At 71.3% G+C, this 24710-nt stretch carries 27 protein-coding genes; 17 read left to right on the forward strand and 10 right to left on the reverse strand.

Going from position 1 to position 24710, the window contains the following annotated elements; all coding sequences use genetic code 11:
* The first annotated feature begins 55 nt into the window (after positions 1-55).
* Positions 56-1282 carry a tetratricopeptide repeat protein gene (locus ACFSJS_RS08945; protein WP_380898684.1) on the forward strand — a complete coding sequence of 409 codons (1227 nt, stop codon included), beginning with the start codon at positions 56-58 and terminating at the stop codon, positions 1280-1282.
* 11 nt (positions 1283-1293) lie between these two features.
* Positions 1294-1791: an NUDIX domain-containing protein gene (locus tag ACFSJS_RS08950; protein ID WP_380898936.1), complete on the forward strand. Its 498-nt coding sequence runs from the start codon at positions 1294-1296 to the stop codon at positions 1789-1791.
* Between the two features lie 22 nt (positions 1792-1813).
* Here the strand turns inward: ACFSJS_RS08950 and ACFSJS_RS08955 are convergent, their stop codons facing one another.
* Together ACFSJS_RS08955 and ACFSJS_RS08960 are read right to left on the reverse strand one after the other, a co-directional pair.
* The gene (locus ACFSJS_RS08955) at positions 1814-2860 is read right to left on the reverse strand and encodes an aldo/keto reductase (protein ID WP_380898686.1); all 1047 of its coding nucleotides are present in this window, start codon (positions 2858-2860) and stop codon (positions 1814-1816) included.
* Entirely contained in the window at positions 2857-3417 is a 561-nt protein-coding gene (locus tag ACFSJS_RS08960) for an ATP-binding protein (RefSeq protein ID WP_380898688.1), read from the reverse strand. The genes ACFSJS_RS08955 and ACFSJS_RS08960 overlap by 4 nt, the downstream gene beginning before the upstream one ends.
* A gap of 848 nt (positions 3418-4265) precedes the next feature.
* On the opposite strand from ACFSJS_RS08960, the gene ACFSJS_RS08965 reads away from it, so the two are divergent.
* The 15 genes from ACFSJS_RS08965 (at position 4266) to ACFSJS_RS09035 (ending at position 16634) form a co-directional block, all read left to right on the forward strand.
* Complete coding sequence (locus tag ACFSJS_RS08965) at positions 4266-4523, forward strand: DUF5999 family protein (protein ID WP_380898691.1); 258 nt, start codon at positions 4266-4268, stop codon at positions 4521-4523.
* Positions 4524-4546: 23 nt separating this feature from the next.
* Positions 4547-5092 (forward strand): DUF5999 family protein, encoded by a 546-nt coding sequence (locus tag ACFSJS_RS08970; protein ID WP_380898937.1) that lies wholly within the window; start codon positions 4547-4549, stop codon positions 5090-5092.
* Entirely contained in the window at positions 5089-5478 is a 390-nt protein-coding gene (locus tag ACFSJS_RS08975) for a DUF6302 family protein (RefSeq protein ID WP_380898693.1), read from the forward strand. Before ACFSJS_RS08970 ends, ACFSJS_RS08975 begins: the two co-directional genes overlap by 4 nt.
* A gap of 114 nt (positions 5479-5592) precedes the next feature.
* The gene (locus tag ACFSJS_RS08980) at positions 5593-5772 is read left to right on the forward strand and encodes a hypothetical protein (RefSeq protein ID WP_380898695.1); all 180 of its coding nucleotides are present in this window, start codon (positions 5593-5595) and stop codon (positions 5770-5772) included.
* Between the two features lie 32 nt (positions 5773-5804).
* Positions 5805-6728: a Scr1 family TA system antitoxin-like transcriptional regulator gene (locus tag ACFSJS_RS08985; protein ID WP_380898698.1), complete on the forward strand. Its 924-nt coding sequence runs from the start codon at positions 5805-5807 to the stop codon at positions 6726-6728.
* Positions 6725-6919, forward strand: a complete 195-nt coding sequence (locus ACFSJS_RS08990) for a hypothetical protein (protein WP_380898700.1) — start codon at positions 6725-6727, stop codon at positions 6917-6919. The genes ACFSJS_RS08985 and ACFSJS_RS08990 overlap by 4 nt, the downstream gene beginning before the upstream one ends.
* Positions 6916-7704 (forward strand): SAM-dependent methyltransferase, encoded by a 789-nt coding sequence (locus ACFSJS_RS08995; RefSeq protein WP_380898702.1) that lies wholly within the window; start codon positions 6916-6918, stop codon positions 7702-7704. Before ACFSJS_RS08990 ends, ACFSJS_RS08995 begins: the two co-directional genes overlap by 4 nt.
* Complete coding sequence (locus ACFSJS_RS09000; protein ID WP_380898704.1) at positions 7701-9551, forward strand: glycoside hydrolase family 15 protein; 1851 nt, start codon at positions 7701-7703, stop codon at positions 9549-9551. The genes ACFSJS_RS08995 and ACFSJS_RS09000 overlap by 4 nt, the downstream gene beginning before the upstream one ends.
* 94 nt (positions 9552-9645) lie before the next feature.
* On the forward strand, positions 9646-10941 hold the full coding sequence (locus ACFSJS_RS09005) for an ATP-binding protein (RefSeq protein WP_380898706.1): 1296 nt from the start codon (positions 9646-9648) through the stop codon (positions 10939-10941).
* Positions 10938-11342 (forward strand): roadblock/LC7 domain-containing protein, encoded by a 405-nt coding sequence (locus tag ACFSJS_RS09010; protein ID WP_380898709.1) that lies wholly within the window; start codon positions 10938-10940, stop codon positions 11340-11342. The genes ACFSJS_RS09005 and ACFSJS_RS09010 overlap by 4 nt, the downstream gene beginning before the upstream one ends.
* Before the next feature lie 29 nt (positions 11343-11371).
* On the forward strand, positions 11372-11704 hold the full coding sequence (locus tag ACFSJS_RS09015) for a DUF742 domain-containing protein (protein WP_380898711.1): 333 nt from the start codon (positions 11372-11374) through the stop codon (positions 11702-11704).
* Positions 11676-12272: a GTP-binding protein gene (locus tag ACFSJS_RS09020; RefSeq protein ID WP_380898713.1), complete on the forward strand. Its 597-nt coding sequence runs from the start codon at positions 11676-11678 to the stop codon at positions 12270-12272. The genes ACFSJS_RS09015 and ACFSJS_RS09020 overlap by 29 nt, the downstream gene beginning before the upstream one ends.
* A complete protein-coding gene (locus ACFSJS_RS09025) occupies positions 12269-13534 on the forward strand; it encodes a cytochrome P450 family protein (protein WP_380898715.1) in 1266 nt (421 codons plus the stop codon). The genes ACFSJS_RS09020 and ACFSJS_RS09025 overlap by 4 nt, the downstream gene beginning before the upstream one ends.
* Positions 13535-13539: 5 nt before the next feature.
* Entirely contained in the window at positions 13540-14802 is a 1263-nt protein-coding gene (locus ACFSJS_RS09030) for a cytochrome P450 family protein (RefSeq protein WP_380898716.1), read from the forward strand.
* A gap of 572 nt (positions 14803-15374) precedes the next feature.
* Complete coding sequence (locus ACFSJS_RS09035) at positions 15375-16634, forward strand: transcriptional regulator (RefSeq protein ID WP_380898718.1); 1260 nt, start codon at positions 15375-15377, stop codon at positions 16632-16634.
* Between the two features lie 48 nt (positions 16635-16682).
* Here ACFSJS_RS09035 and ACFSJS_RS09040 read toward each other — a convergent pair whose 3' ends face one another.
* The 8 genes from ACFSJS_RS09040 to ACFSJS_RS09075 form a co-directional block, all read right to left on the reverse strand.
* A complete protein-coding gene (locus ACFSJS_RS09040) occupies positions 16683-17273 on the reverse strand; it encodes a nitroreductase family protein (protein WP_380898721.1) in 591 nt (196 codons plus the stop codon).
* Positions 17270-18547 carry a cation:proton antiporter gene (locus ACFSJS_RS09045; RefSeq protein ID WP_380898723.1) on the reverse strand — a complete coding sequence of 426 codons (1278 nt, stop codon included), beginning with the start codon at positions 18545-18547 and terminating at the stop codon, positions 17270-17272. Before ACFSJS_RS09045 ends, ACFSJS_RS09040 begins: the two co-directional genes overlap by 4 nt.
* Before the next feature lie 102 nt (positions 18548-18649).
* A complete protein-coding gene (locus ACFSJS_RS09050) occupies positions 18650-19522 on the reverse strand; it encodes a dimethylarginine dimethylaminohydrolase family protein (RefSeq protein ID WP_380898725.1) in 873 nt (290 codons plus the stop codon).
* Positions 19523-19653: 131 nt separating this feature from the next.
* Positions 19654-20088 carry a GFA family protein gene (locus tag ACFSJS_RS09055; protein WP_380898727.1) on the reverse strand — a complete coding sequence of 145 codons (435 nt, stop codon included), beginning with the start codon at positions 20086-20088 and terminating at the stop codon, positions 19654-19656.
* Positions 20088-20951 carry a DUF3865 domain-containing protein gene (locus ACFSJS_RS09060; RefSeq protein ID WP_380898729.1) on the reverse strand — a complete coding sequence of 288 codons (864 nt, stop codon included), beginning with the start codon at positions 20949-20951 and terminating at the stop codon, positions 20088-20090. The genes ACFSJS_RS09055 and ACFSJS_RS09060 overlap by 1 nt, the downstream gene beginning before the upstream one ends.
* Positions 20948-22234: a hypothetical protein gene (locus tag ACFSJS_RS09065; RefSeq protein WP_380898731.1), complete on the reverse strand. Its 1287-nt coding sequence runs from the start codon at positions 22232-22234 to the stop codon at positions 20948-20950. The genes ACFSJS_RS09060 and ACFSJS_RS09065 overlap by 4 nt, the downstream gene beginning before the upstream one ends.
* A gap of 75 nt (positions 22235-22309) precedes the next feature.
* Positions 22310-23443, reverse strand: coding sequence for an inosamine-phosphate amidinotransferase 1 (locus ACFSJS_RS09070; protein ID WP_380898733.1), 1134 nt, complete (start codon positions 23441-23443; stop codon positions 22310-22312).
* A 108-nt stretch (positions 23444-23551) separates the two neighbouring features.
* Positions 23552-24631 carry a fatty acid desaturase family protein gene (locus ACFSJS_RS09075; protein WP_380898734.1) on the reverse strand — a complete coding sequence of 360 codons (1080 nt, stop codon included), beginning with the start codon at positions 24629-24631 and terminating at the stop codon, positions 23552-23554.
* Positions 24632-24710 lie beyond the last annotated feature (79 nt).

Raw genomic sequence — 24710 nt, forward strand, 5'->3', positions numbered from 1 at the left:
GGGTGTGACGGTGCGCAGGGCGATCCGCTTTCCGGACGTGGTTAAGGACCACCACATGCGCATCTACGAGACGTTCACGCTGCACTTCGAGCGGGCGGCCAAGGAGGTAGCCCGGCTCGACGGTAACCCCTCCCTTGCTTCCGTGTACGTATCCCGGTCCACCTGGGACCGCTGGATGGCCGGGGAGATCAAGGGACTGCCGCGCCAGGCGACGTGCCGGGTCCTGGAGCACCTCTTCGGCGAGCCTGCCGAGCAGCTGTTCGGCCCCCGGCACCCGGGGGCCGAACAGCGAACCGATGCCAGCGCCACCACGGCGGGCGCAAGCATGGCGGGGAACAGTCCGCAGATGGCGCCGCACCTCGCCGCCATGGAGTCGTTCCGGCTCGCGGACCGCCAGCTCGGCGGCGGCCACGTCTACCGCTCCGTGGTCCAGTACCTCAACACGGTGGTGGCTCCGAGTCTCTTCAGCACAGCGGACCGCCGCGAAGACGGCGAGACCGTGTTCGGTGCGGCCGTCGTCCTCACGGAGATGGCGGCGTGGATGGCCCACGACGCCGGACGGGACGAGCTGGCATCCGGCCACTTCGGCCGAGCCCTACGGTTGGCGAAGAGCCTGACCAACGTGACCGCAGGCGCGAACGTGCTGGCCGGCATGAGCCACCTGGCTCTGCAGACAAACGAAGTGCACGCCGCCGCCGACCTCGCCCGTAGCGGGTTGGCCCGCCTCGCGGCCGGCCCGCCGGTGCCTGCCCTCGCAGCGCGCCTGCATGCCATGGAGGCCCGGGCATTCGCGCAACTCAACGCACGAGGCGAGGCGCAGCGGGCTCTCGACACGGCGCGCGAAGCCCTGGCGCTCGCGCACGAAACGCCAGCGCCCCAGTGGGTGGCGCCGTTCGACGAAGCGGCGCTCGCCAGCGAGGCCGCCTCCGTGCTCCTGGACCTCGGCCTGCTCAGGGACGCAGCCCAGGAGGCGGAGCGCGCCCTGGCGCTACGCGATGCGAGCCGGGTCCGCAGCAGGGCGTTCGGGCAGGTCACACTGGCCCGAGTCTTGCTCGCCCAGGGTCAGCCCGACGCGGCATGCTCGGTCGGCGTGGAGCTGTTGAACGCCTGCCAGTCGGTCACATCTCTTCGGCTCAGCAGCCAAATCGAGCTGCTGCAAGGTGACTTCTCCCAGTTCCGCCAAGTGGCCGATGTCCGCGAGCTCCTCTCGCGCATGACCGCTACGGCGCAGCACCGTAGATTGCTGCTCGGCAGTCTCGCGCTCCCGGAAGGCCCGCAGTGAACGACGCACCCATGCCAGGTGACCCCGGCCGTGACGCCTACCTGGCCGAGGGCAACGCGAAGCAGGCACGGAAGCGAGTGGCCGCCGACGCCCTGATCCGGGACGAGGACGGCAGGCTGCTTCTGGTGCACCCGACCTATAAGGAAGGGTGGGATCTCCCCGGCGGCATGGCCGAGGGCAACGAGGCCCCCGAGGACGCCGTCCGAAGAGAGCTCCGTGAAGAGCTCGGCCTCATGATCACCGGCCTGCGGTTCCTGTGCGTCGACTGGGTCGAACCCCATGGCCCATGGGACGACCTTCTGGGCTTCATCTTCGATGCCGGTGTCCTGTCACCAGCCCGAGCCGCGCAGGTGAAGCCCAGCGACGAGGAGATCTCGGAGCACCGGTTCTTGGAGCTCTCGGAGGCCCTGCCGCTGTTGCCGGATCGCCAGCGGGCCCGGACCCTCCATGCCTGGCAGGTCCTGGACGACGGAGTCCCGCGCTACCTCCGCAACGGAGTTGCCCTCTGAGTGTGGCCCACTTCGCAGCGAGTCAGGCGCTGACCTCCACGGAGGTGGCGTGTCCCTCCTGCTGGATCAGCCCACTCCTCATGCGGGAGAACACTCCTTCGAGCGCCGCGAGCTCCTGAAGAGACAGAGGCGGGCCGAGGGAACGGAGGTCGTACCCGACCCGCTGCTCGTCGCCGACCCCGACGACCGCTACAGCGTTCTGTGCCCGCTGGAGGATGAAGCGTAAGGCTACCCGGGCCAGAGCATCAGGGGACGGGCCGAACCGGGCGACGAGTTCTGTGAGGCCGCAGGTGATCGCTGACGTGACCACTTCCGCGCGTTCGGTAGCCGAGCTTCCCCAAGCAGCCAGAGCGCGGTCCGTGCGGCCGCTCGCCAGCGCGCCGTGTGCCAGCGGGGAGGCGATCACCAGGCCGACCCCCCGGCGAGCGGTGAAAGAGCCGAGGTCCTCCCCGTCTCCGAGGTCGGGCAGAGGTAGCAGGCCGCTCGCCTGCGTCCAGACAGCGTCAGGACGGATTCTCTCGAAGAGGTCCAGAAAACGTCGTATCGAGCAGCGCGAGGCACGGAATCCCGGGCCACGCAGACCGATGGCTCGGATCTGACCGAGATCGCGCAGCGCGTACATCTGCTCGATGACCGAGTCGAGGTATCGATCGCCGACGCCGAAGTCGTAGGACTCGAGGGTGTAGAGGGCCAGCTTATCCAGGTACAGATTTTCCAGAGTCTGTTCGAGCTGATGCCGAACCCGCGGGCCGGCGTAGGGATGCGGGGCGGAGCCCTGGACCCGGCCGACCTTGCTGGCGACCTGCGCCCTGTGACCCCGGTGCTCTTTCAAGACTTTACCGATGAGCCTCTCAGCGTGGCCGCACCCGTGGTTGTCGGCTGTGTCGAACAGCTGCGCCACATCCTCGCCGGCGCCAGCCTCCAAAGCGCGGCGCAGGCCGTCGAGCATTCGGGCGTCGTCCGGTTGGACGGCGCACGACGCCCAACGAGAGGTGCCGCTGCTGACGCCCAGCGGGCGCACCATCAGATCCCGGGCTAGACGGCGAGGTGCGAGATCGCTCGTTGTCATCGGTCAGCGTCTCCCGGTCGGTAGAGGAAGATCGCGACGACGCGCTTCCCCTTGCTGTCGCGCTGGACTCCCCAGGCACTCGCCAGTACATCCACCAGAAACAGACCTCTCCCGCCTTCATCATCCTCATCGGCAGCCGGAGGTTTCGCAGGCACCACTGTGGTGTCTTCACCACCGTCCCGAACCTGGACAGCCACTCCCCAGTCGTACACGTCGAGGGAGATGTCGAGGGCCGCTCCAACATGCTGAACAGCGTTGCCCACCAACTCGTCGGCTACCAGGACCACATCGTCCGTGTATGTGACGTCAGCCTGCCCCGCGAGGATCTTGCGGACAATGCGACGGGCGGCGCGCTGCGGGGCGTCGAGGTCGCTGAGTCTGATCGCAGCGTGTGTCGCGGGGTGACCGCCGTCGCGGCCTTGGTCACATGGCAAGACGGTGCTGGTGGAACCAAGCACGGAATCACTCCTCGCTGCATTCACGATGCCCGGGGGATGGACTGGCAAGTCCTGCTGAATACCGTGGCCCATCTCGCTGCGCAGGCGATAGCGAAACACGTCCCCACTTCTCCCCACTTCACCGTCGGCTCCGCGTCCTTCCCAAGTGCGAGGGGGTGCCGATGGCGGGCGATGTCGTACAGAGGAACGATATTCACGCACTCCGCCGGCGCTGCGAAGGTGTCGGTGCAGAGTCTGCCGTGTACCCGTTCTGTCGGCGGCTGGAGGCGTCAAGCAAGCCAGCACACGCCTCTACCTGGGCTGACGCCAAGCAGCTAACCCCTGACCCCTGTCAGCTTGGCTGCGCGCCTTTACCACTGCTTGTGAATTTCGGTCAAGCGCTTTCGGAGAAGTGGGGCGAAGTGGGGAGGGGAAGGTGGTCTCCAGCGACCGGGAGTTCTGACGCGGTCTTACTCTCGGAATCCGTGACCGGATTTTCCGCTATTGTCCGCGTCGCATTGGGAGCCGAAGGGCACTTGCGCCGTTCTCCGCGCCCTTGAAGTGGGGAGAAGTGGGGGGCGTTTTCGCTACCTAAGCGCGGCGAGGAACGGCAACGCTATTCGCAGTCCTTCCGCATCGCCGTCCACGGAGAGGTTGCCGTGATCGCTCTCATCTCGCCGGTTCTCGGCACCCAGCCCTGTGGCGAAGCCCATGCACTCCGCTCAGCAGGCCGACGGCTTGCGTCCAACCTGTTCCCCCTCGGACGGCCCCAACAGGTCAGTGCCGACGTCATTGCTGCCGTGATCCGCCAGATCCCGGGAGATCCCGACCGACCGCTGGGAGGCCGGAGAGGGACACAGGGCCTTTACGCGGCAGCCTGGAGGCAGCCGGGGCGAGGTCTCCCCCCACGGCCGCCGGTCACCACCGCCCGCTCCCGCCCGCAGCGCCGCCTCCACCGACGACTCACCATGTGTCGGCGCACGCCCACCTGCCCCTCTGCCGAGGCCGCCATCGTGATCGTGGCTCACCGGGATCAGGCTTGGTCGCAGCTGTGCAACGGTGTCCTGCTCTTCGAAGGCAGCGGCGGGATCCTTCCCAACGACAGAATCACCGCCCCCCGTCGGCTGGGCTGGCGCTATGACGAGCGCCGCCGCATAAGCAAGTCCCAGCACGCACCGGGCCGTCTTCCAGCGCCCTACGGCGCCGCCGAGGAGGCTATGCCATGAACCTCCGCCCGCCCCGTACTGCCATGCGTCCGAGGTCAGTTGGCGTTCCTGCCGGCACCCGCTCGATTTCCGCTTCTGCCAGGGAGACCCTTGCCCTGGTGCTCGACGAGAACGCGTCCCTTCTCGACGGCAACCGCGATATCGACGACCTGGTCCTCAGGCTGCGCGGCCACCTCATGGAACTGGGCTACGCCGCTCCCGGTCGGTGGCCGGCCATCGAGAAGGCGCTCGCGGCAGCCCGCTGGCTCGCTGACACGGACGTGCCCACGGAGTACGTGGCGGCCCGCGTACACCTGCGCCGCCTGGCAGAGGCCGTGAAGATAGTGATCAGCGAACTGGCTGCCGCCGGCTTGGTGTGTGGTCACCGGCCCGAGTGCCCGCCGGCCAATGCCGACGACCGCGAGGCCGCACGCGTGCGTGCTCGCCGCCCTGAGATCGGCTGCAGCGAGCTGTGCAACGGAGTGCTTGTCTTCGAGGACACCGGATGCCTCCTGCCGTCCGGTGAGGTCATCGGACCGCGGCGGCCGCTGCCCCCGGTCAGGACTACGCGCACGGCGGTGACGTCGTGATCCGGACGTGCCCGCCCCCGGCCCGGCAGCCGCTGGGTGTGCAGCTCCTCGCCGCAGAGGAGGCGTGCGACTTCGAGTACTGGGCATCTCGGCTCGTGCACGTCGAACTCCTGCTTGGCGCAGTAGCGGTGGCGGTGTACCGGCTCCCGCTCCTCGCGGTCCCGGTGAGTAGGGGGCGCCGCGGTGGCCGGATGAACATGCTCCACGAGGGCTTCGCGGAACTCACCGTGCGGGAGCTACGGGGACGCCCGGGCTTCCATGACGTGGCGGCCAGCGGGACACACGTCGTGTGGGGGGAGCCGGTCCCGGCGGACCTGGACCCCGACGCGCGACGCCGGTTCTTCGGTCTGCGCGAGCGGGCCGACTGGGAGGTGTGGCGTGCGTAGGCCGCCGCCGGTGAAGCGGCCGACGGGGTGGCGCCTGAGCCGGAACCAGGTCCGCATCGGCGTTTTCGTCCTCGCGATGGCCATCCTGATCTACGCCGGATCCGGGCCGAGACCATGGTGACCGGCACCGGTCTGATCCTCACCGGCCTCATCGTGACCGCCATGGGCCTGCTCGTCCTGCTCGGGGCGAGAACACGGCGACCGTCGCCGCCTCATCTGGCCCGTGAGCCGTTGTCGGAACCGTGCGAGCGCCCCGACCACCCCGGTCGCTCCGTACCGCGCGACCTGCCCTGACCCATCCGAACGACCTACGCGAGGTCCCTTTCATGCTGCATGCCGTTCCGTCGTCGCCCACTGAGGTGCCGCAGGCTCCTGCCCGGATCGTGACGGGCCTCTACCTGCGGTGCCTGCGCGAGGCGAAAGGCGCCACGCTCGAGGACGCGGCCGGCGCCGCGCGGGTGTCCAGCTCGGCCGTCAGCCGGTGGGAGCGGGCCGAGTCGCCCATCCCACCGGACGCGCTGCAGACGCTGCTGAAGCGCTACGGCGTGGCAAGGAAGCACGCCGAGTTCCTGATGCTGCACATGCCGCCGCAGAGCTACCGTCGCGACCAGTGCGCAGAGCAGGGCCTCGCCCGCCGGACGCGGCACGACTTCTGGGCCGATGTGGCCGACGACGGCGAGGCGGCGGCCCGCTACATCGCCGTGATGCGGACAGCGGACAAGGTGAGCCAGTTCTGCATGGGAGTGCCCGCCGGGCTGCGCACTCTGGCGTACCAGAAGCTCGTGCTGGACCCCGATGAGTGTGCCGCCCCCGATGAGCCCGTGCTCGGGCTGCCGTCGTGGGTGCACAAGGTCCCGTGGGCCGCAGGGCAGCAGCGAACCGTGCTGCTGGACGAGAACGTGCTCATCAGGGGGAGCAGCCAGACCGAGGTGGTGGCCGACCAGCTGCGGCATCTGGCTGACCTGGTGAGGCGGGAGGAACCCGACGGCCGGGGGCTGGTGGTCCGCATCCTGCCGGCGAATCCGGTCCTGTTCGTCCACATGGTGAACTCGCCCGCCGAGGTGACACTCCACAGGCACCGCCTGATGACGCGGGTCGGCCTATTCCCCACCTACGAGACCGGCTCCGGCGCGGCGCGGGCCGTAAGCGCCGCGCTGAGGGAGGCCGTGGAGGCCGCGTGCGGCCGCGAGGAGACGTACGCAAGGTTCGTGCGCGCGGCCGACGCCATGTATCGGAAGGCCGCCTCATGATCCTCACCCGGCTGCTCAGGATCCTGCTCGGTGGCGCGCCGCCTGTCGCGCCCATGGCCCGGCTGCTCGTCCTCGATCACACAGCCTTCGTACTCCGCGTCCGTACCGGCGCCCGGTATCAGGCCGACGGCGAGGTCCGCGGAGTCCGCGGCTACGGGCGCACGCTCCAGGGCGTGGAGGTGCGGGCATGACATCAGCGCTCCCCGCGGACTACTTCGCCACGCCGAGTGTCGCTCGCGTCCAGGACCATCTCGACGGCGGGACCGACAACTACCTCGTCGACCGCGAATTCGCCCACGGCCTTCGCGCTGTCGCGCCCTGGCTGCCGGCCAGCGTGCGAATCAACCGCGCCCACGGTCCCCGGATCCTCACCTTCTTCGCCCGGGAGCTCGGCATCGACCAGGTCATTGACTTGGGCTGTGGCCTGCCGCACGACGACCACGCCTCCTTGCCCGACGCTGTGCGGCGCATCGTCTACGTCGACCACGACCCCGGCGTCGCGGCCCACGCGCGGATGAGCCTGGCCGAGCGCCACGGCACGGCTGCGCTCCACGCGGACCTCAAGGACATGCCCGCCCTACTCGCCGCCGACCGGGTCGCGCGACTCGACCGCACCCGTCCGATCGGGGTCCTGCTGCACGACGTCCTGCCGTGGATCAGCGACGAGGCGGCCCGCACCGCCCTGGCAGCGTTGAAGGGCTGGCTCCCGCCCGGCTCCGCTCTCTCACTGACCCACGCCACCACGGATACGGCCCCCGACACGATGGCCGGCCTCGCCGCCCACTACGCCCGGGCCAGCATCGTCTTCCGGCCCCGGACCAGGCAGCAGATCCAGGACCTGGTCCGCCCGTGGACCGCGCTGGACGAGGGCGGGCCCGCAACTACCGCTTCCTGGCGCCGCCCGCCCCTGCACCCGGACCTCGACCACTCCCATGCCTACGCCATCCTCGCCTCACCTGGAGACCGCACCCCATGATCACGCCGCCACTCCCCCCGCCTGCCCGCCGTCCGCGCATCGAGGACTACGCCCTCATCGGAGACATGCAGACCGCCGCCCTGGTCTGCCGGGACGGCAGCGTCGACTGGCTGTGCCTGCCCCGCTTCGACTCACCGGCCGTACTCGCCAGCCTGCTCGGCACGGACCAGAACGGGTCCTGGCGGATAGGCCCCGCCGTCCCCGCCGGTGTGCCGGCCCCGTACGCCGACCGCCGCCGCTACGTGGGCGACAGCCTCATCGTCGAGTCCGAGTGGGACACCGCGACCGGCACCGTCCGCGTGCTCGACTTCATGCCGCCTCGTGACGGGCACGGCCCGCAGCTGACCCGCATCGTCGAGGGCGTCTCCGGCACGGTGGAGATGGCGTCGGCCCTCTCCCCGCGGTTCGGCTACGGCCGGCACACGCCGTGGATCTACGGCGAGAACGGGCGGACGGCCGCGGTCAGCGGCCCCGACGCCCTGTGGCTCGACACCTCCGTGCCGGGCACCGAGAAGGACGGCGCCGTCCGCCACGCGTTCACCATCGCGGCCGGCGCGTGGGTGGCCTTCGCCCTGAGCTGGCAGCCCTCCCACACTGCCCCGCCCGAAGTCCCCGACGCCGAGGCAGCCCTCGTGCAAACCACAGCCTTCTGGGCGGCGTGGGTGGAGCAGCTTCGTTACGACGGCCCGTACCGCGAGCCGGTCGTCCGTGCCCTGATCACCCTCAAGGCCCTCACCCACGGTCCCACCGGCGGGGTCGTCGCCGCGCCCACCACCTCGCTGCCCGAGGAGATCGGCGGGGTGCGCAACTGGGACTACCGGGCCTGCTGGCTGCGCGATTCCGCGGTCACCCTGTCCGCGCTGCTGCGCACCGGGTACCGGGACGAGGCGACCGCGTGGCGGCGGTGGCTGCTGCGCACGCTGGGTGGGGACCCGCAGAACCTGCAGATCATGTACCGCATCGACGGGCGCCGGGAGCTGCCCGAGCGGGAGCTGCCGTGGCTGCCCGGGTATGAGGGGTCCAGCCCGGTCCGCATCGGCAACGGCGCGGTCGACCAGCTGCAGCTCGACGTGCCCGGCGAGGTCGTCGAGACGCTCTTCCTGGCCCACCAGCACGGGGTCGCGCGCTGCGAGAACACCGAGGCCCTGATCCTCAAGCTCGTCGACTACGTGCGGCAGCACTGGCGCGAGCCCGACGACGGCATCTGGGAAGTCCGCGGCGACCACCGCCACTTCACGCACTCGAAGATCATGTGCTGGGTGGCGGTCGACCGCGCCGTCCGCCTCGCCAAGGACGGTGTTCTGGACGCCGACCTGAACGCGCTGACGGCCCTGCGGGACGAGATCCACGCCGAGGTCTGCGCCAAGGGCTACGACCCTGTCCGCAACACCTTCACCCAGTCGTACGGCTCGACGGAGTTGGACGCCTCGCTGCTGCTGCTCCCCCGCACGGGCTTCCTCCCCCCGGACGATCCGCGGGTGATCGGCACGGTCGACGCGGTGCGCCGGGAGCTGTCGTCCCACGAGGGCCTGGTCCACCGATACCCGACGGCTGGCGCTCAGGAGGGTGTCGACGGTCTTCCGGGAGATGAGGGCGCCTTCCTTCTGTGCTCGTTCTGGCTGGTGGACGCGCTCGCGCTTACCGGCCGTCTCACCGAGGCGAGGGACCTGTTCGAGCGGCTGCTGGCCCTGCGCACCGACCTGGGGCTGCTCGCCGAGGAGTACGACCCGGTCACTCGCCGACAGCTCGGGAACTTCCCGCAGGCCTTTTCGCTCCTGGGCCTGACCGAGAGCGCGGCATTGCTGGCAGAGCTGGACAGGGCGGTGTCGCCGGTGATGGCCGCGTGAGCACCACCCCATCGGTGCCGTACGCCGGCCCGCCGCAGCGGCGCCTATGGCATCTGCAGCCTCAATCCGCCGACCGCACGCCCGCGAGGATCCGATGACCCCCTTGTTGCAGGAAGCGCTCACCCTGGCGCCGTACGCCGTCGCTGTCGCCGCCGGTGGCAGCGCGGTCCACTTCGCCAGGTCGACCGCACGGCACCGCAGGGCCGCCGACGCCGCCACCCGACGGGCCACCGACGCCGAACAGCGGGCGGCAGCCCAAGGCGAGGAGGCGCAGCACTTGGCTGGCTCCCGACTGCCGGGACTCGTCTACGCCATGCAGCACGGGGCCGGCGACCCGACCGCGTTCGGTGCTCTTCTCCACCAGGCGCTGGCCGGCACCGACACCGGCCGAGCCCACCAGGCGGTGCTGGAGCAGGTAGCCACGGCACTGTCCGAGGCCGCCACGCGGTCCGAGGGCGCGGCGCGGGTGGCGGTTCAGGCGGCGACCCGGTCCGTGCAGCCGCTGGGCTACGAGCTCCAGTCCGCCATCACCAAGCTCCTCGAAGCGGGACACGACGACAAGACGCTGGAGCTGGTCCAGCCGATCGACCACACCGCGAGCCAGATGGCCAGGCGGCTGCAGATCCTCGGCGTGCTGACCGGCATGTGGCCCGGCCGCCAGCGCGACGACGTGCCGCTGCTCGACGCGGTACGCGGAGGAATCTCACGGATCCGCGACTTCCCCCGCGTCCAAGTGCCCCCCGCCCGCCCCCTCTACGTCGCCGGCCGCTACGTGGAGCCCCTGGTGCTCCTGCTGGCCGAGCTGCTGGACAACGCCGCCCGCCACAGCGCGCCGACGACCCCGGTCGAGGTGTCCTTCGTGGAGACCCACAACGGGGTGAGCGTCGAGATCCACGACGCCGGTCCCGGGATGACGCCGGAGGTCCTCCACGAAGCACAGCGGCGCGTGTCCGGCCGGTACCCGGTGGAGTTCACCGGGCTGAGCAACCCGGCCGCGTTCGGGCTCCACGGCGTCGGCGTCCTGGCCGGCCGCTACGGCTTCCGGGTCAGCCTGGACATCGAACACTCCCGCTACGGCGGAACGCGGGCCGTGGTGCAGGTGCCTCGCACCATGCTCGCCCCGCCGCCGGACCAGGAGCCCCAGCACACGGTGCACCGGCCGGACACCGCTGATCCGGCGCCCGCCGCACCCGCGGCACAGCACCACTCTCCTTACCCGGTGGCCGACGATGGCCTGCCCGTGCGCCGCCGCGGTGCCGTCACAGCCCCGGTTCAGGCTGCGCCCGACTCAGAACCCCCGCCGCCGCGCGCCGGCCACGGCCTGGCCGCATTCGCCCACGGCACCCGATCCGCCCACCACACCACCACCCCCCAGGAGCCGACCTCATGACCACTGCCGACCTGTCCTGGATCCTCGACGACCTCGTCGACTTCCCCAGCGCCCGGCACGCCGTGGTGCTCTCCGCCGACGGCCTGCGCATGGCCGCCTCCCACGACGTCACCGACGAGCTGGCCGACCACATCTCCGCGACCGCCTCCGGCATGCAGTCCCTCAGCCGCAACGCCGCGACGTTCGTGGGCGACGACGTCACCCCCTGGCAGCAGACGATGATCCAGTACCGCGGCGGCTACCTCTTCCTCGTCGCCGCCAGCGACCGCTCCTACCTGGCGGCGTCCGCGCAGGCCGACGTGGACATCGTCACCTTCTCGGACCGGATGGCCAAGGTCGTCGAGCGGCTGGGGTCCGCACTGGGCGTCGCCCCCCGTCAGGTTGAGGACGAGCGGGGATGAGCCCGGCGGGGCGCGGCGATGACCGGCTCGTGCGGACCTACGTGGTCACCGGCGGCCGGTCACAGCCCAGCCGCAACCACTTCGACCACATCACGCTCATAACTCTCACCGCGTCCTCCGCTCACCTCAACCGTGCTGCGCTCAACCCCGAGCAGCTGACGATCCTCGACGCCCTGGTCCACAGCTCCCAGTCGGTCGTCGAACTCGGGGCACTCCTCGGGCTGCCGGTGAGCGTGATGCGGATCCTGCTCGCCGACCTCATGGAGGCGGGCCACATCTCCACCCGGCAGCGCATCACCGACGCTGCCGATCCCGACCGACAGCTCTTGGAGGATGTCCTTGCCGGGCTTCAACGGCTCTAAGTCCCCGATACTCCGCGGGGACGAGCGCACCGCGAAGGTCCTCGTCGCCGGGCACTTCGGCGCGGGCAAGACCACCTTCGTTCACGGCCTGTCGCAGATCGCGCCCGTCAGCACCGAGGAGGTGATGACCAGCGCCGGCGAAGGCATCGACGACCACGCTGGCCTGCCGCAGAAGACCACCACGACCGTGGCGATGGACTTCGGCCGGCTCCACCTCGCCGACGACCTGGTCCTCTACCTCTTCGGAGCGCCCGGCCAGCCCCGCTTCTTCACCATCCTCAAGGACCTGGCGTACGGCGCGCTCGGCGCCCTCGTCCTCACCGACACCCGCCGCCTGCAGGAGACCTATCCCATTCTCGAGCTCATCGAGCAGCTTCACATGCCGTACGCGGTCGCCGTCAACGCCTTCGACGGCGCCCCGGTCCACCCCGAGCCGCGGCTACGGCAGGTCATGGACCTCGCCGTGACGACCCCGCTGGTCACCTGCGACGCCCGCGAGCCGGTGAGCTCCCGCAACGCGCTGATCGTCCTCATCCGCCACCTCCTGACGCCGGAGTCCGCCCGATGACCGCCCGCCACGAGTCCGATGCCGCCCAGTGCCCTGTGCGCGGGCACACCCCGCCGCCCCAGCGGCCTCTGCCGATCTACGGAAGCGCCTTCGATGCCGACCCGCAGGCCACCTACCGCCGGCTGCGCGACATGGGCCCGGTCGTGCCGGTCGAGATCTCCCCGGGCGTGTTCGGCTACCTCGCCGTCACCTACCGGGCCTGCCTCTACCTGCTGCGCCACACCCCCGCGCTGTTCCACAAGGACCCGACCTACCACTGGGAGGCCCTGCGCACCGGGCAGATTCCGGCGGACAGCCCGGCGCGGCAGATGATGATGCCCCGGGACAACGCGCTGTGGAAGGACGGCGCGGAGCACCAGCGGCTGCGCGGCGCCATCACGGGCGCGCTCGCCCGCATCGACACCTACGCGCTCGCCGACACCGTCGTGCGCGTCGCCGACCAGTTGATCGACGCGTTCTTCCCGGCCGGGCAGGCCGACCTCGTGTCCCAGTACGCCGACCCGCTGCCGATGCTCACCGTCATCGAGCTGTTCGCGAGCCCGCCCGAGCACGGCCAGCGGATCATCCGCCACGTCACCCGCCTGTTCGCCGCCGGGGAGGACGCCGCCCAGGCCAACGCCGCGCTCGAAGCCGCCTGTCTGGAGCTGGTACAGCTCAAGCGGGCCCAGCCCGGCCTCGACATCGTCAGCTACCTGATCCAAGCCGGGCTCAGCGACGGCGAACTCGTGCAGACACTCGTGCTCCTCTTCGGAGCGGCGGCCCCGCCGACCGCCAAGCACATCGGCCGCGGCATCCAGCACTTCCTCACCAGCGAGCGGTTCGCCGGCAGCGTGTACACCGGCGTCACTCCGGTCGCCGCCGCCCTCGAGGAGGTGCTGTGGGACGAGCCGCCCGTGCCGAACTACTCCCCGCTGTACGCCCAGGGCCTCCGGCAGGTCGAAGGCGTCACCGTCCACCCCGGCTACCCGATCCTCATCTCCTTCGCCGCCGCCAACAGCGACCCGGCCGTGTCCGTCGACGCCGATCAGCGCGCCGGGAACCGCGGACATCTGGCCTTCAGCGCGGGCGTCCACGCCTGCCCGGCCCCGGGGCTGGCCCGCGTCATCTCCGAGACCGCCGTCGAACGCCTCCTCGACCGCCTACCCGGCCTCGCACTCGCCGTCCCCGCCGGCGACGTGGCGAACCTGTCCGGCACCTTCCTCGCCGGCCCCACCTCCCTCCCCGTGCACTTCCAGCCCGCTCCCGCACCCACCGGAAGGTGACCACCATGCCCGCCAACCCCGCGCCCCAGAGCCCCCTCACCGGCTGCCCCTACCGACTCGACGGCACCGGATCCGACATCCACGGCGAAGCCGCCGCCCTGCGCGACCGCGGCCCGGCCACCCGCGTCCTGCTGCCCGGCGACATCCCCGCCTGGTCCATCACCGACCCCGGCCTCATCCGCCACCTGCTCACCCACCCCGACGTCTCCAAGGACGCCCACCAGCACTGGCCCACCTACATCAACGGAGACCTCCCGGACACCTGGCCGCTGCGGATCTGGGTCGACGTCCGCAACGCCCTGTCCGCCTACGGCACCGAACACCGTCGGCTGCGCCGCTCCCTGGCCGCCGCGTTCGCCACCCGCCGCGTGCGGGCGCTGGTGCCGCGGATCGAGGAGATCACCCGCACCCTCCTGGACGAGGTCGCAGCCGCCGGGCCCGATCAGGTGGTGGACCTGCGCGAGAAGTTCGCCTGGCGCCTGCCGCTGCGGGTCGTCAACGTCCTGCTCGGCGTGCCCGACGACCTGCACGACGACTTCCGCGACGCCGTCGGAGCGCTCTTCGTCACCAACGCCACCCCCGAGGCGGCCGCAGCGGCCGGCCAGCGCATCTACGAGCTGATCGGGCAGCTCGTCGACCGCAAGCGGAAGACGCCCGGCGACGACGTGACCAGCACCCTCGTCGCCGCGCACACGGACGGCGAACTCAGCGACCAGGAACTCGCCGACAGCCTCGTCCTCCTCATCGGCGCCGGCCACGAGACGACCGTCAACCTCCTCGACCACGCCATCACCCACCTGCTCACCCACCCCGACCAGCTCCATCAGGCCACCTCCGGCCACACCCCCTGGGAGCAGGTCATCGACGAGGCGCTGCGCCTGGAAGCGCCCATTGCGACGATCATCATGCGTTTCGCCGTGCGCGACGTCACCGACGAGCCCACCGGCATCACCTTCGCGAAGGGCGACGCCATAGTGATCAACTACGCCGCCGTCGGCCGCGATCCCGGCGTCCACGGCCCCGACGCCGACCGCTTCGACACCAGCCGCCCCACCGCACACGAGCACCTGGCCTTCGGCCACGGCGCCCACATGTGCCTCGGTGCCGAACTCGCTCGCATCGAGGCGCGCATCGCCCTCGACGCGCTCTTCGCCCGGTTCCCCGCCATGCGGCTCGCTGTTGAGGCCGACCAGCTCCGACCGCTGCCCAGCTTCATCTCCAATGGCCACCAGAGTCTCCCCGTCCGCCTCGGCCAGTCGGCCGCCTGACCCCCCAATCCGTCAGGACCTCATGACAACCGTGACCGCCGATCCCATTACACCCCTGACCCCAGCAGCCAAACGCGTCGCCGCACGCCTCGTCTACGGCGACACCGACGCCGCGATCGCCGCGCACCTGTACCTGTCCGTGCACGGCGTGAAAAGTCAGCTCCAGGCGGCCCGCAGACACGTGGGCTGTCCGCCCGGAGCCTCCCGGGCAGTGCTCGTGCACGCACTCCTCACCGCCCGGCATATCGACCCGCCCGCGTGCCGCACCTGGCCCGCCGGATACCTAATCGGAACGCGTGCGGCGGCTGGAGGCAAGGCAGTGAGTACCGAAGCCATGGACTGTGCGTGTGCCCTCGGCCACGCCAGGCGGCTACGCGGTTGTTCCATCGGCACGGGTCAGATGGGCGCGTCCTGCCCATGTCGCCCGGTGCCTCCGCACGACGGTCTTCACCCAACCGGTCCGAGATCAGCATGCGTGCACTGACGGTCACCCGGATCCCGGGGGCAGCCGCATGAGCGGGGCGGCGTCGGTGCGCGGAGCTTCGCGGAGGAACAGGGATCTCGAGCGGATCGTGCTGGATGAGCTCAAGTGGTCGTTGTCCGGGTTCGCCAAGAGGATTCGCGAGCATTGCGCGGCCACCGGCCATCCCCGATCCGTGAGCAAGAGCACGGTGTCGCGATGGTGCGCGGGGGCGCAGCCCGGGCCGGAACTGGCGGCCGCCGCGTGTTACGTACTGACTCGGGCGTGCAAGCGCCAGGTGGCCCCTGAGAGCTTGGGATGGTCGTCCGAGGACACGGATGTCGCGGAGCAGGCGCTCCAGTACGGCGATCTGAGACACGCGGTGCGGATGCTGCGGCGGCTGTGGCAGATGGACGCCGTGCCCAGGAGTGCGGCGGTGCGGAGGATGCCGTTCGCCTCGACGCCCTCCGCGGTCGAGGCACTGGTCATGTTGCCCGACGCGGAGATCGCCGGGCGCGGACAGCGGCGGGTAACCGTGGCGGACATCGAGCTCCTGGACGCGCACACCGACCTGTACGGCAGGACGGACGCCCGGCACGGAGGCGGGCAGTTCCGCTCCGTGTTCGCCGCTTTCCTCGCCGCCCACGCCGTTCCACTGCTCGAAGGGAGTTTCAATGCCGCGCGTGGCCGGCTGCTGTACGGCAGCGTCGCCGACGCGGTGCTCGCACTGGCGAGCATGGCCTACGACGACCAGTTACCGGGCCTGGCGCAGCGCTATGACCTGCAGGCGATGAGGCTGGCGCAGGCGATCGGGGATCGCGGCCGGCTGGCACGCGGCTGCATTCACCGGGCCCGGCTGGCGGCGGTGCGGGGCGACGGCCGGGAGGTGCTGACCCATGCCCGCAGCGCGGTGGTCGCGGCGACGGGCGCGCCGGCGCTGGTGCGGGCCTACGTTGCGGTGACGGAGGCGAGGGCGTGGGCCTACAACGGTGACGGCGCGCAGTGCCGGGCGGCGGTGGAGCGGGCGCGTGCCGCGTTCGACCGGGCGGGGCGCGGGTCGGACCCGAGGTGGCTGGCGTGGCTGGATCGCCCGGAGTTGGAGGGGCAGGCCGCGTGGGCGCTGGTGATGGCCGGGCTGGTCGAGGAGGGCGAGCAGGCATTGAAGGTGGCGATGGGCCTGCCGCCGGAGCGTACGCGCGACAGCGTGGAGCTACTGATCACTGGTGCTGAGCTGGCGCGGCTGCGTGGTGACCGGGCGGAGTGGGAGGAGTTGCTGGTGAGGGCGGAAACTGCCGCCCAGAATCTCAAGAGTCGGCGCCTGACGCGGCGCTTGGCCGACGCCACTGCGGGCGGGCCGCTCCACGCTTTCTGACCCCTGGCCGGCCGGGCCCGGCGGGCACGGGCGTCGGCGGAGCGGGGGTCAGAGAGCGATGTCGTCGAGCCAGGTGAGCTTGGAGCGGACGTCGGCAGCGGGACGGGGCCGAGGCCCATCGCCGGGGACGGGGGTTCCGACGTACAGGTAGCCGAGTAGTTGTTCGCCGTCGCCGATGGCGAGGTGCTTGCGGACCTGTGGCGCGTCCGGGTAGGGCCCGCCGAACCAGACGCCGCCCCAGCCGCGAGTGTCGAGGAGCAGCAGCAGGGTGGTGGCCATCGCGGATGTCGCGGCCAGTTGCTCCCAGCGCGGGATGGTTGGGTGTTTACGGGGCTGGAAGACGATGGCGAGCATCAGCGGCGCGCGCAGGTGCTTGGCGGCGACCCTCTCGGCCAGGTCGGCGGTGGGCGCGGCCTCAGCAGCGGCTTCACCGAGCCCGGCGCGGGCATCGCCGCGGATGGCGATCAGGCGCCAGGGGCGCAGCTGTCCGTGGTCGGGTGCGGTGGCCGCGGCCGCGAGGAGGTCGAGGAGTTCGTCCGGGCTCGGGGCGGGCTCGGTGAGGCGGATGGTGCTGCGCCGGGTGCGGATCGCCGTCTCGACGGTGCCCGCAGCGGGCCGGGGGGCGGGGACGGTGGTCATCGGGCCGCTCCCGGGGTCTCGGGCAGCACGGTGACCGGCTTGCCGGCATACGGGGTGGTGGGGTCGGAGGTGCTCCGGGTCAGGCGGTCGAGCAGGGGCGCGGTGGCGGCGGTGGTCGCGACGGCCATGACGACCATGATCGTGAACAGGTTCGTGGTGATGACGCCGAGCTGGAGGCCTATGCCGAGGACAACGATCTCGGTGATCCCGCGGCAGTTCATCAGGGTGCCCATCAGCGCTGACCACCGCCAGTCGCAGCCGGCGAGCCGGGCCGCCCCGGCGGCGCCGACCCACTTACCCGTCACGGCGACGGCCAGGACGAGCGCGGCCCACCCCCACTGTCCGGCCGGGAGGGCGGCGAGGTCGGTGTGCAGGCCGATGTCGACGAAGAATAGCGGCAGCAGCACCGGGACGATCAACGCATGGAGGCGAGCAGCGCTGCGTTCGACGGCCGGCACCCCGCGCGGCACGGTCGCGCCGGCCAGGAACGCGCCGATCGCGGGGTGGATACCGATCCGGTCGGTGGCGTATGTGGCCAGGAGCAGCCCGGTGACCAGCAGCACGGTCACCAGGTCGTCGGAGGTGCGGGCGGCGCGCTCCAGCGTGCGCTTCACGAGAGGGCGGGCCGCCGCCAGCGCGGCGGTGAGGGCGGCGGCCAGGGCGAGGGCGGTGAGTGCGTCCAGCGGGGAGCCGGCGGTGGCCAGGGAGGTGACAGCGATGAGCAGGCACCAGGCGAGGGCGTCGTCTGCGGCGGCACACGCGAGGGCGAAGGTGCCCAGGCCGGTGGTGGCCAGGCCCCGGTCGGTGAGGATCCGTGCGAGGACGGGGAAGGCGGTGATGGACAGCGCGGTGGCGATGAACAGGACGAACGGCAACTGGTGCACGCCGGCAGGCGCGAGGGACGGGTACATCGCGAGTGCGAGGCCGGCGCCGAGGGCGAGGGGCAGCAGGATGCTGCCGGCGGCTACGGAGGCGACGGCGAGGCGGGTGGCGCGCAAGGAGCCCAGGTCGAGTTCGAGGCCGATGAGGAAGAGGAAGACGAGCAGGGCGAGGTTGCCGAGCAAGGAGGTGTAGGGCAGGACGGCGGGCGGCAGCAGGAGGTGCTGGACTCCGGGGGCGAGCCAGCCGAGGAGGGAGGGGCCGAGGAGGATGCCGATGGCCATCTCGCCGATGACGGGCGGCTGGCCGAGGCGGCGGGCGGCCCAGCCGCCGGCCTGGCAGGCCAGCACGACGGCGGGGACGGCGACGAGGACGAGTGAGAGAGGACTGGACAACGCAGAAACCTCCGGGGACGGCGGCGAGGGGCTGGCGTGCGCGAGCGGACCCGCAAGCCAAAGGTGAGCCGGGAGCGGGCAGCTCCAAGAGGACGAGCGGGGTCAGGTGCGCAGCAGGGGCAGGGTGGTGCAGCGCAGGGAGCCGGGGATGCGGGTGACCTCGCTGTAGTCGACGGTCAGGACCTCAAGTCCGCGGGCGGTCAGGGCGGCGGCGATGCGGTCGCTGCCGGCGGCGACCACGATCGTGGTGGGGGCGATGGCCAGGACGTTGACCTGGACTGCGCGGGCCTCGGCGTCGGTGACCGGGAGGAGGTCGTCGAAGTGGGCGTCGAACCAGCGGTTCTGGTCGGCGGTGAACACCTCGCGGTGGATGAGTGCGGTGCCGGGCGCGACTACGGCGAGGTGGTCGTCGAGGTGGACGATCCCCTTGACGTTGAAGTGCACGGGGATGACCTCGCGGTCGACGCCGTGCTGGGCGAGGGCCTTCTGGAGGGCGGCAGCACCGTCGGGGCTGGTCTCCTCGCTCAGGCCGACGAGGACACGGCCGGTGTCGGGGAGCAGGACGTCACCGCCCTCGATCGTGCCGCGCGTGAGGTCGACGGGCCGCAGTCCGAGCTCGGGGTCGGTGAGGGCGTCGGTCTCGGGAAGGCGGTGTTCGGAGTTCAGGCGGGCCCGGAGCAGGACATGGTCGACGGCGAAGGCGATGTCGCGAGGGTAGTGCTGGGCGGGGCAGCCCGGCGCCGGAGGGAGCAGGACGACCTCGGCGCCGCGGTCGCGCAGCAGGCCGATCAGCTGGTCCTGCTGGGCGCGGACGGCGACGGGGTCGTAGGTGGTCCAGGAGCTGGTGGCCTGCTGGCGGGCGAGGACTGGATGAACATCGGGGCCGGCCAGGGGGCGGGTGAAGTCGCCGGCGTGTCGCACGGCGACGCGGCGCAGGGTTCCGTACTCGGTGGCGACACGGGTGGCGGTGGGCACGGGTCCTCCGGGGGCGGTCGGTGCGGGCGCTGGTGGTGCGGGGTGGAGGCGGCCCCAGCACGGTCCGGCGGCGGGATGCCTGCGGGGGGGCGGGCGCTGTCAGGTGCGCCTGCCCCCGCAGGGGTCCGGGGTCAGCCGGCCGCCGCGTGCCGGTTGTCGTCCTGGGCGAGCCAGGTGGCCGCCTCGGCGAGCCGGTTCAGGTTGGTGGGCACCAGGGCCGGGTCAGTGTCGTGGCGGTCGAGGGCGGTGGCGAGGATGCCGATGACCGTGTCGTCGCCGTAGTCCCGGGCGGCGATGTGGGTGCCGCACGCGCCGCAGAAGCCGCGGGCGGTCTTACCGGGGTAGGTGTCGAACCAGGTCGGCTCGGCACCGGTCCACTCCAGCCCCGCCATCGGGAAGCCGACCCACCACTGGAACGGCGCGCCGGAGCGCTTGGTGCAGTGCTCGCAGGCGCAGATATGCGGGTCGTCCACCGGGCCGGTGACGGTGAAGCGGACCTTCCCGCACAGGCAGCCGCCGGAGCGGACCTCGGGGCCGGAGACGTTGGCGGCGACAGCCTCGGACACTAGTTCAATTCCCTTGCGCAGTAGGTCAGTTGGGTCCACCAGTGTGCCATCGCGTTGAAGATCTGCAGGAAGCCCTCCAGGGCCTGTGGCAGGTCGAGGCGGAAGAGCTCACTCTGACGGATGAACCGGGCCAGGCCCTCGATGTGGGCCTCTTCCACGCTCATGCCGCCGACCTGCGCGGCCTCGTGGCCCTCGTCGAGGTGGAGCCGGTAGTAGTAGTCCAGGTGCTTTAGCGCCGCGCCGCTGACCCCGCTGGTCAGCTCGCCGTACCGGTCGGTGATCTCCCGCAGGATCTCCGTCTCGGCGACGGCGACGCCCTCGGTGGCGTAGTAGCCGCCGGCGATGAGGCTGGTCATGTGGGAGTTCACAAGGACCTGGTGCTGGAGAACCAGCTTGGCGGTCTCGTCGGCGGGAACGTGGCCGTTGACGCACAGGCCGAGGTCGGCGAGGAGCGCGCGGGTGTAGAGGATGTAGTGGGCGGGGACCTTGCCGGGCTCGCCGCCCTCCTCCAGGAAGTTGCGGTCGAACTCGTGGCCGAGGGCCGGGCAGGAGCTGTAGACCTGGGCGGCGGCCAGGCGCAGGAACTGCGCGTTGTGCCGGGCGAAGACGGCGAGCTCGGCGATGTACATGCGGGCCTGGGCCTCGGTGAGACTGCTGGGGCCGACCAGGGCGCGGATCTGCCGGTAGACCGTGTCGATCATGGGCTTGAGGTGCTTGTCGACGAGGTCGTCACCGCTGTTGCGGGTGCCCTGGAGGGTGGCGTGGATGTAGCTGCGAGTCTCCGGGTTCGCCCTGAGGTACGCCTCGACGAGGCTGGTGCCGTACAGGGTGTCGAGCGTGGGTGCGGGGGCGGTGGTGGTCACTCGGTCTCCTCTGTCGTGGTGGTGGTGAGGGTCAGGCCGCCGGTGGCGCCGAGCGTGCGGATCGCGGCGATCACGTTCGGGTCGTCGGGGAGGGTGGTCGGGCCGGTGTTGAGGCGCTCGACCAAGTCGGTGGTGAGGACGGCGGGGTCTGCCGCCGTCTCGCAGCCGCGGAGGAACGCCTGCTCGCCGGTGACCATCAGCCGGTAGGGGGCGCGGACGGCGACGCTCGTGCCGGGCGCGAGGCTGGCGGCGGCGAACGCGGCGGCGGCTTCGTCGCGGGCGAGGTCGTGGTCGGTCTGCTGCCAGCCGCCGTTGCTGAGGACGGTGTGCCAGCGCTGGTGGGCGTGCTCCGCGGCGGCGGCCGGCGCCTGCTCGGCGGCGGCGGTGAACGCGGCGGCGGTCACCGTGGTCAGGCGGCGGGCGAGTTCGTCGGGGCCGGCGGTCAGGGGCTGCATCGGGGATGGCCTGCCGGCGTCGGTGTCCGGCTCGCTGACCAGCAGGGCGCCGAGCAGGTCCGGTGCGATCCAGGCCCGGGCGATCGCGGCGTCGGGGAAGGTGTAGAGAGGGATGGCGACGGAGACGGAGAACTCGCTCTGCCGGCCGACGTGGAAGACCCGTTCGGGCAGGAACAGGGCGTCGCCGTGCTCCAGGGCGAAGTGCTCGCCGTGCTCCAGGAGCCACGTGTAGTCGCCGTACAGCGGGTCGGTTCCGCCGGTGAGCTTGCGGTACTCGTCGGCCGGCCAGCAGTAGAAGTCCTTGGTGCCGGGCCCATAGTGGGTGAGGAACGCGTTTTCGTAGCCCTCGTGGACGCCGAAGGCGGTCCCGCTGTAGTTGCCGACGAAGGCGACCAGCTCGGCGCCGCCGGCCGGGAGGCCCCAGCCGTCGATCAGCGCGCCGACGAACTCGCCCAGGCCCGCGGCCAGCGGCTCGCTGACGCTCTCCAGGGTGTTGAGGACCAGGCTGAACCGCTCGGCGCCGATCTGCTTCTGCATCCACGCGGGGAAGCCGCCCTTCGGCCAGGCGTCGGCGGCCAGCACCTTGTCCACCAGGTCGGGACGGTGCTCCTCGCCCACGTACACCCGGGCGTTCGCGGTGATCTCTAGCCCGGCGGTGTGGGCGCGGCGGATCGCGGCGAAGCCGTCCAGGACGGCGTCCGGGTTCGCCGCCGAGGCGGGGACGACGCCCTTGAACAGGTGCGGGCGGGTCATGCCGTCGGTCTTCTCGGGCAGGGTATCGGTCCAGAACGCGCGGGGCGGGGGCCACGCTGCGGTGCTGCTACTCATGGGCGGGGTGCTCCTTGGGAATCGGGCCGCGCGGGTGGCGGCCAGGCGGGCGTGGAGGGATGCGGGCCGGGCGGATCAGGCCGCGAGGTAGTCCTCGAGGCCGCCGTCGCGGACGGTGTCGAGGGTGAAGCAGTGGTGCCCACCGCCGAACAGGCGCCGGTGGCGGTGGCGGACCGGGACGACGGTGAAGCCGCGCTGCTCCAGCAGCTCGATCAGCTCTGGGTAGAGGGAGTTGACGACCACCGTGCTCTCGTCGACCGACAGCACGTTGATGTCGATGTACCGGGACGCGGTGGGGATCACGAACCCGAACTCGTCGTAGTCCTGCTCGGGCACGGCGCTCGGCGGCGGGTAGATCGCCTCCCAGCCGCGCATGGCCTCCGGCAGGTACTGCAGGTAGTCCGGGTCGCGCAGCAGCATCAGGCCCGGGCGCAGTGGGACGACGATGGAGTCGACGTGGTTGTCGGCGATCCCCGGCAGTCGGTGCCAGCGCAGGCCGGGGAAGTTGCGGGCCAGCCACTGGTAGGCGAGCTCGTGGTTGTGGTTGGCGACGTTGACCAGCACATCGCGGCCCAGGCGGACGCACTGCGCGCCGTCGAAGACCATCTCCAGGCCCAGGCCGTCGATCGGCAGGGCGTCCTCGCTGGCCATCGCCGCGTTGACGTCGATGTCCTGTCGGTCGAAGTAGACGGTGTCCAGGGAGCCGACGGCGAGCGCGGGGCGTGGCATGGACAGCCAGTTCGCGCCCTGCTCGAAGTAGCGGGTGAAGTGGGGCTTGAGGTGGTCGTTCTCGAAGACGCGGCCGCGGATGTGCGGCGCGGTCTCCACGATCGTGTCTCCGAGGATGATCGCGTTGTCGCGGACGTTCAGCGGCGGTGTCGCTCCGCTGCTCCACCACGGGGAGGACACCTCGATGTCCTTGCCGGGGGCGGAGGGGCGCAGTACGCGTACCCCGCAGCCGGCCAGGGCGTCGGCGAAGCCGGCGACGTCCTCGTTCAGCTCGTCGACGATCTGCTGCGGGATGGACAGCTTCCGCTGCCCGTCGGCCAGGTGGGGGGCGACGTTCTCGAAGTAGAACAGCCGCCAGCTGATATCGGTTTCGTGCGTGGTGTAGTGGTCGGCGCGGCCGACGACGACCTCGCGCAGTCGGGTGAAGTCGTCGAAGCTGTGCACACCGTTGGCGGGCGGGTTGAGCTGGGGATGGGTCATGGGTGGCCGCCTCCTCGGCGGCGGGTGCCAGCACGGCCCGGACGGCAGGGGGTGCCGCCCCGGCGGCACTGCGGCGGGCCCGGTCGTGGACAGGATGAGGGGGATCGGTCAGGCGGCCGCGCGCTCGGCGGCCACGGCCGCGCGAGGTGCGGGCTGGGAAGTGAGGCGGTCGATGATGTCCTCGATCACGCACGGCCTCTCGGGAGTGGAGCGTCGGCGGAAGAAGTAGCCGGAGCACCAGGGCACCTCGTCGAAGCGCTCCAGGCGCTCGGAGAGGAGGGCGGTGGCCTCGGGCAGATGCCGCCAGGGGATCTTGGGGCACCAGTGGTGCACCGGGTGGAACATGTCGTCGAGGTGGCCGCCGAGCAGGTGCCGGGTGAGCCAGTGCGAGGTCCAGCCCCGGGTCTGCAACAGCACGTCGTCGCGGTTCTCGATCAACCCGGCGTGGTTGCCGAGGTCGGTGATCCAGGTGACCACCGGCCGCACGAACACCAGCGGGACCAGCCAGTACAGCAGCAGGTCACCGAGGACGCCGAAGAACCAGCACACGGCCGCGATACCCGCCCACAGCACCGCGCGGGCGGCCAGCGCCCACCAGCTCTCCCGAGGGCCTCGGGTCACCAGCACCCGCAACGCCGACGTCGGCAGCCGCCACAGCGCAGCCTTGACGATCACCCGCAGCACGAACCCAGCCCGGCTCATCGGAGCCTGGACCGTATGAAGGCGCCCGGCCTGGTACGACTGCCACATCGGATCACCGGCGGTACCCAACTGCGCGTGGTGCACCCCGTGAGTGACCCGGTAGGGCCGAAGCCCCTCGCCGAGCATCCCGGTCAGCAGGTACCCCACCACGCGGTTGCCGCGCGCGGTGGCCAGCAGCTTCGCGTGGACGCACTCGTGCGCCAGGTTCGACAGGTGCCGCTGGCGCACCCCGATGTACAGCACTGCGAGCAGCGGCCCGACGACATGCCCGACTTGGGAGCCGACGATCGCCGCCACGACGATCGCCCCGACATCACACGCAACATCCCGCAAGCCGACACTCGGAGCGCCGCACAGGTCTTCCAGCTTGCCGATCAGCTCCGGCCCCAGCGCCTTCCGGACCGGACCGGACGCGCCGGTCGAGTACCGGGTGCGCCTCGGTGTCTTCTCGCGCCGGCGTACCGACCACCGGTTGGGCCTGCCCATCCGCTCTCCTCCGGACATCACTGCACTGGAACGGGACGTTGGCCTTCCGTGAACCGCTGCCGGTGGGGCGGGGTGCCCC

The sequence above is a fragment of the Streptomyces desertarenae genome, assembly GCF_042681365.1.
In the GTDB taxonomy this organism is placed as follows: domain Bacteria; phylum Actinomycetota; class Actinomycetes; order Streptomycetales; family Streptomycetaceae; genus Streptomyces; species Streptomyces desertarenae.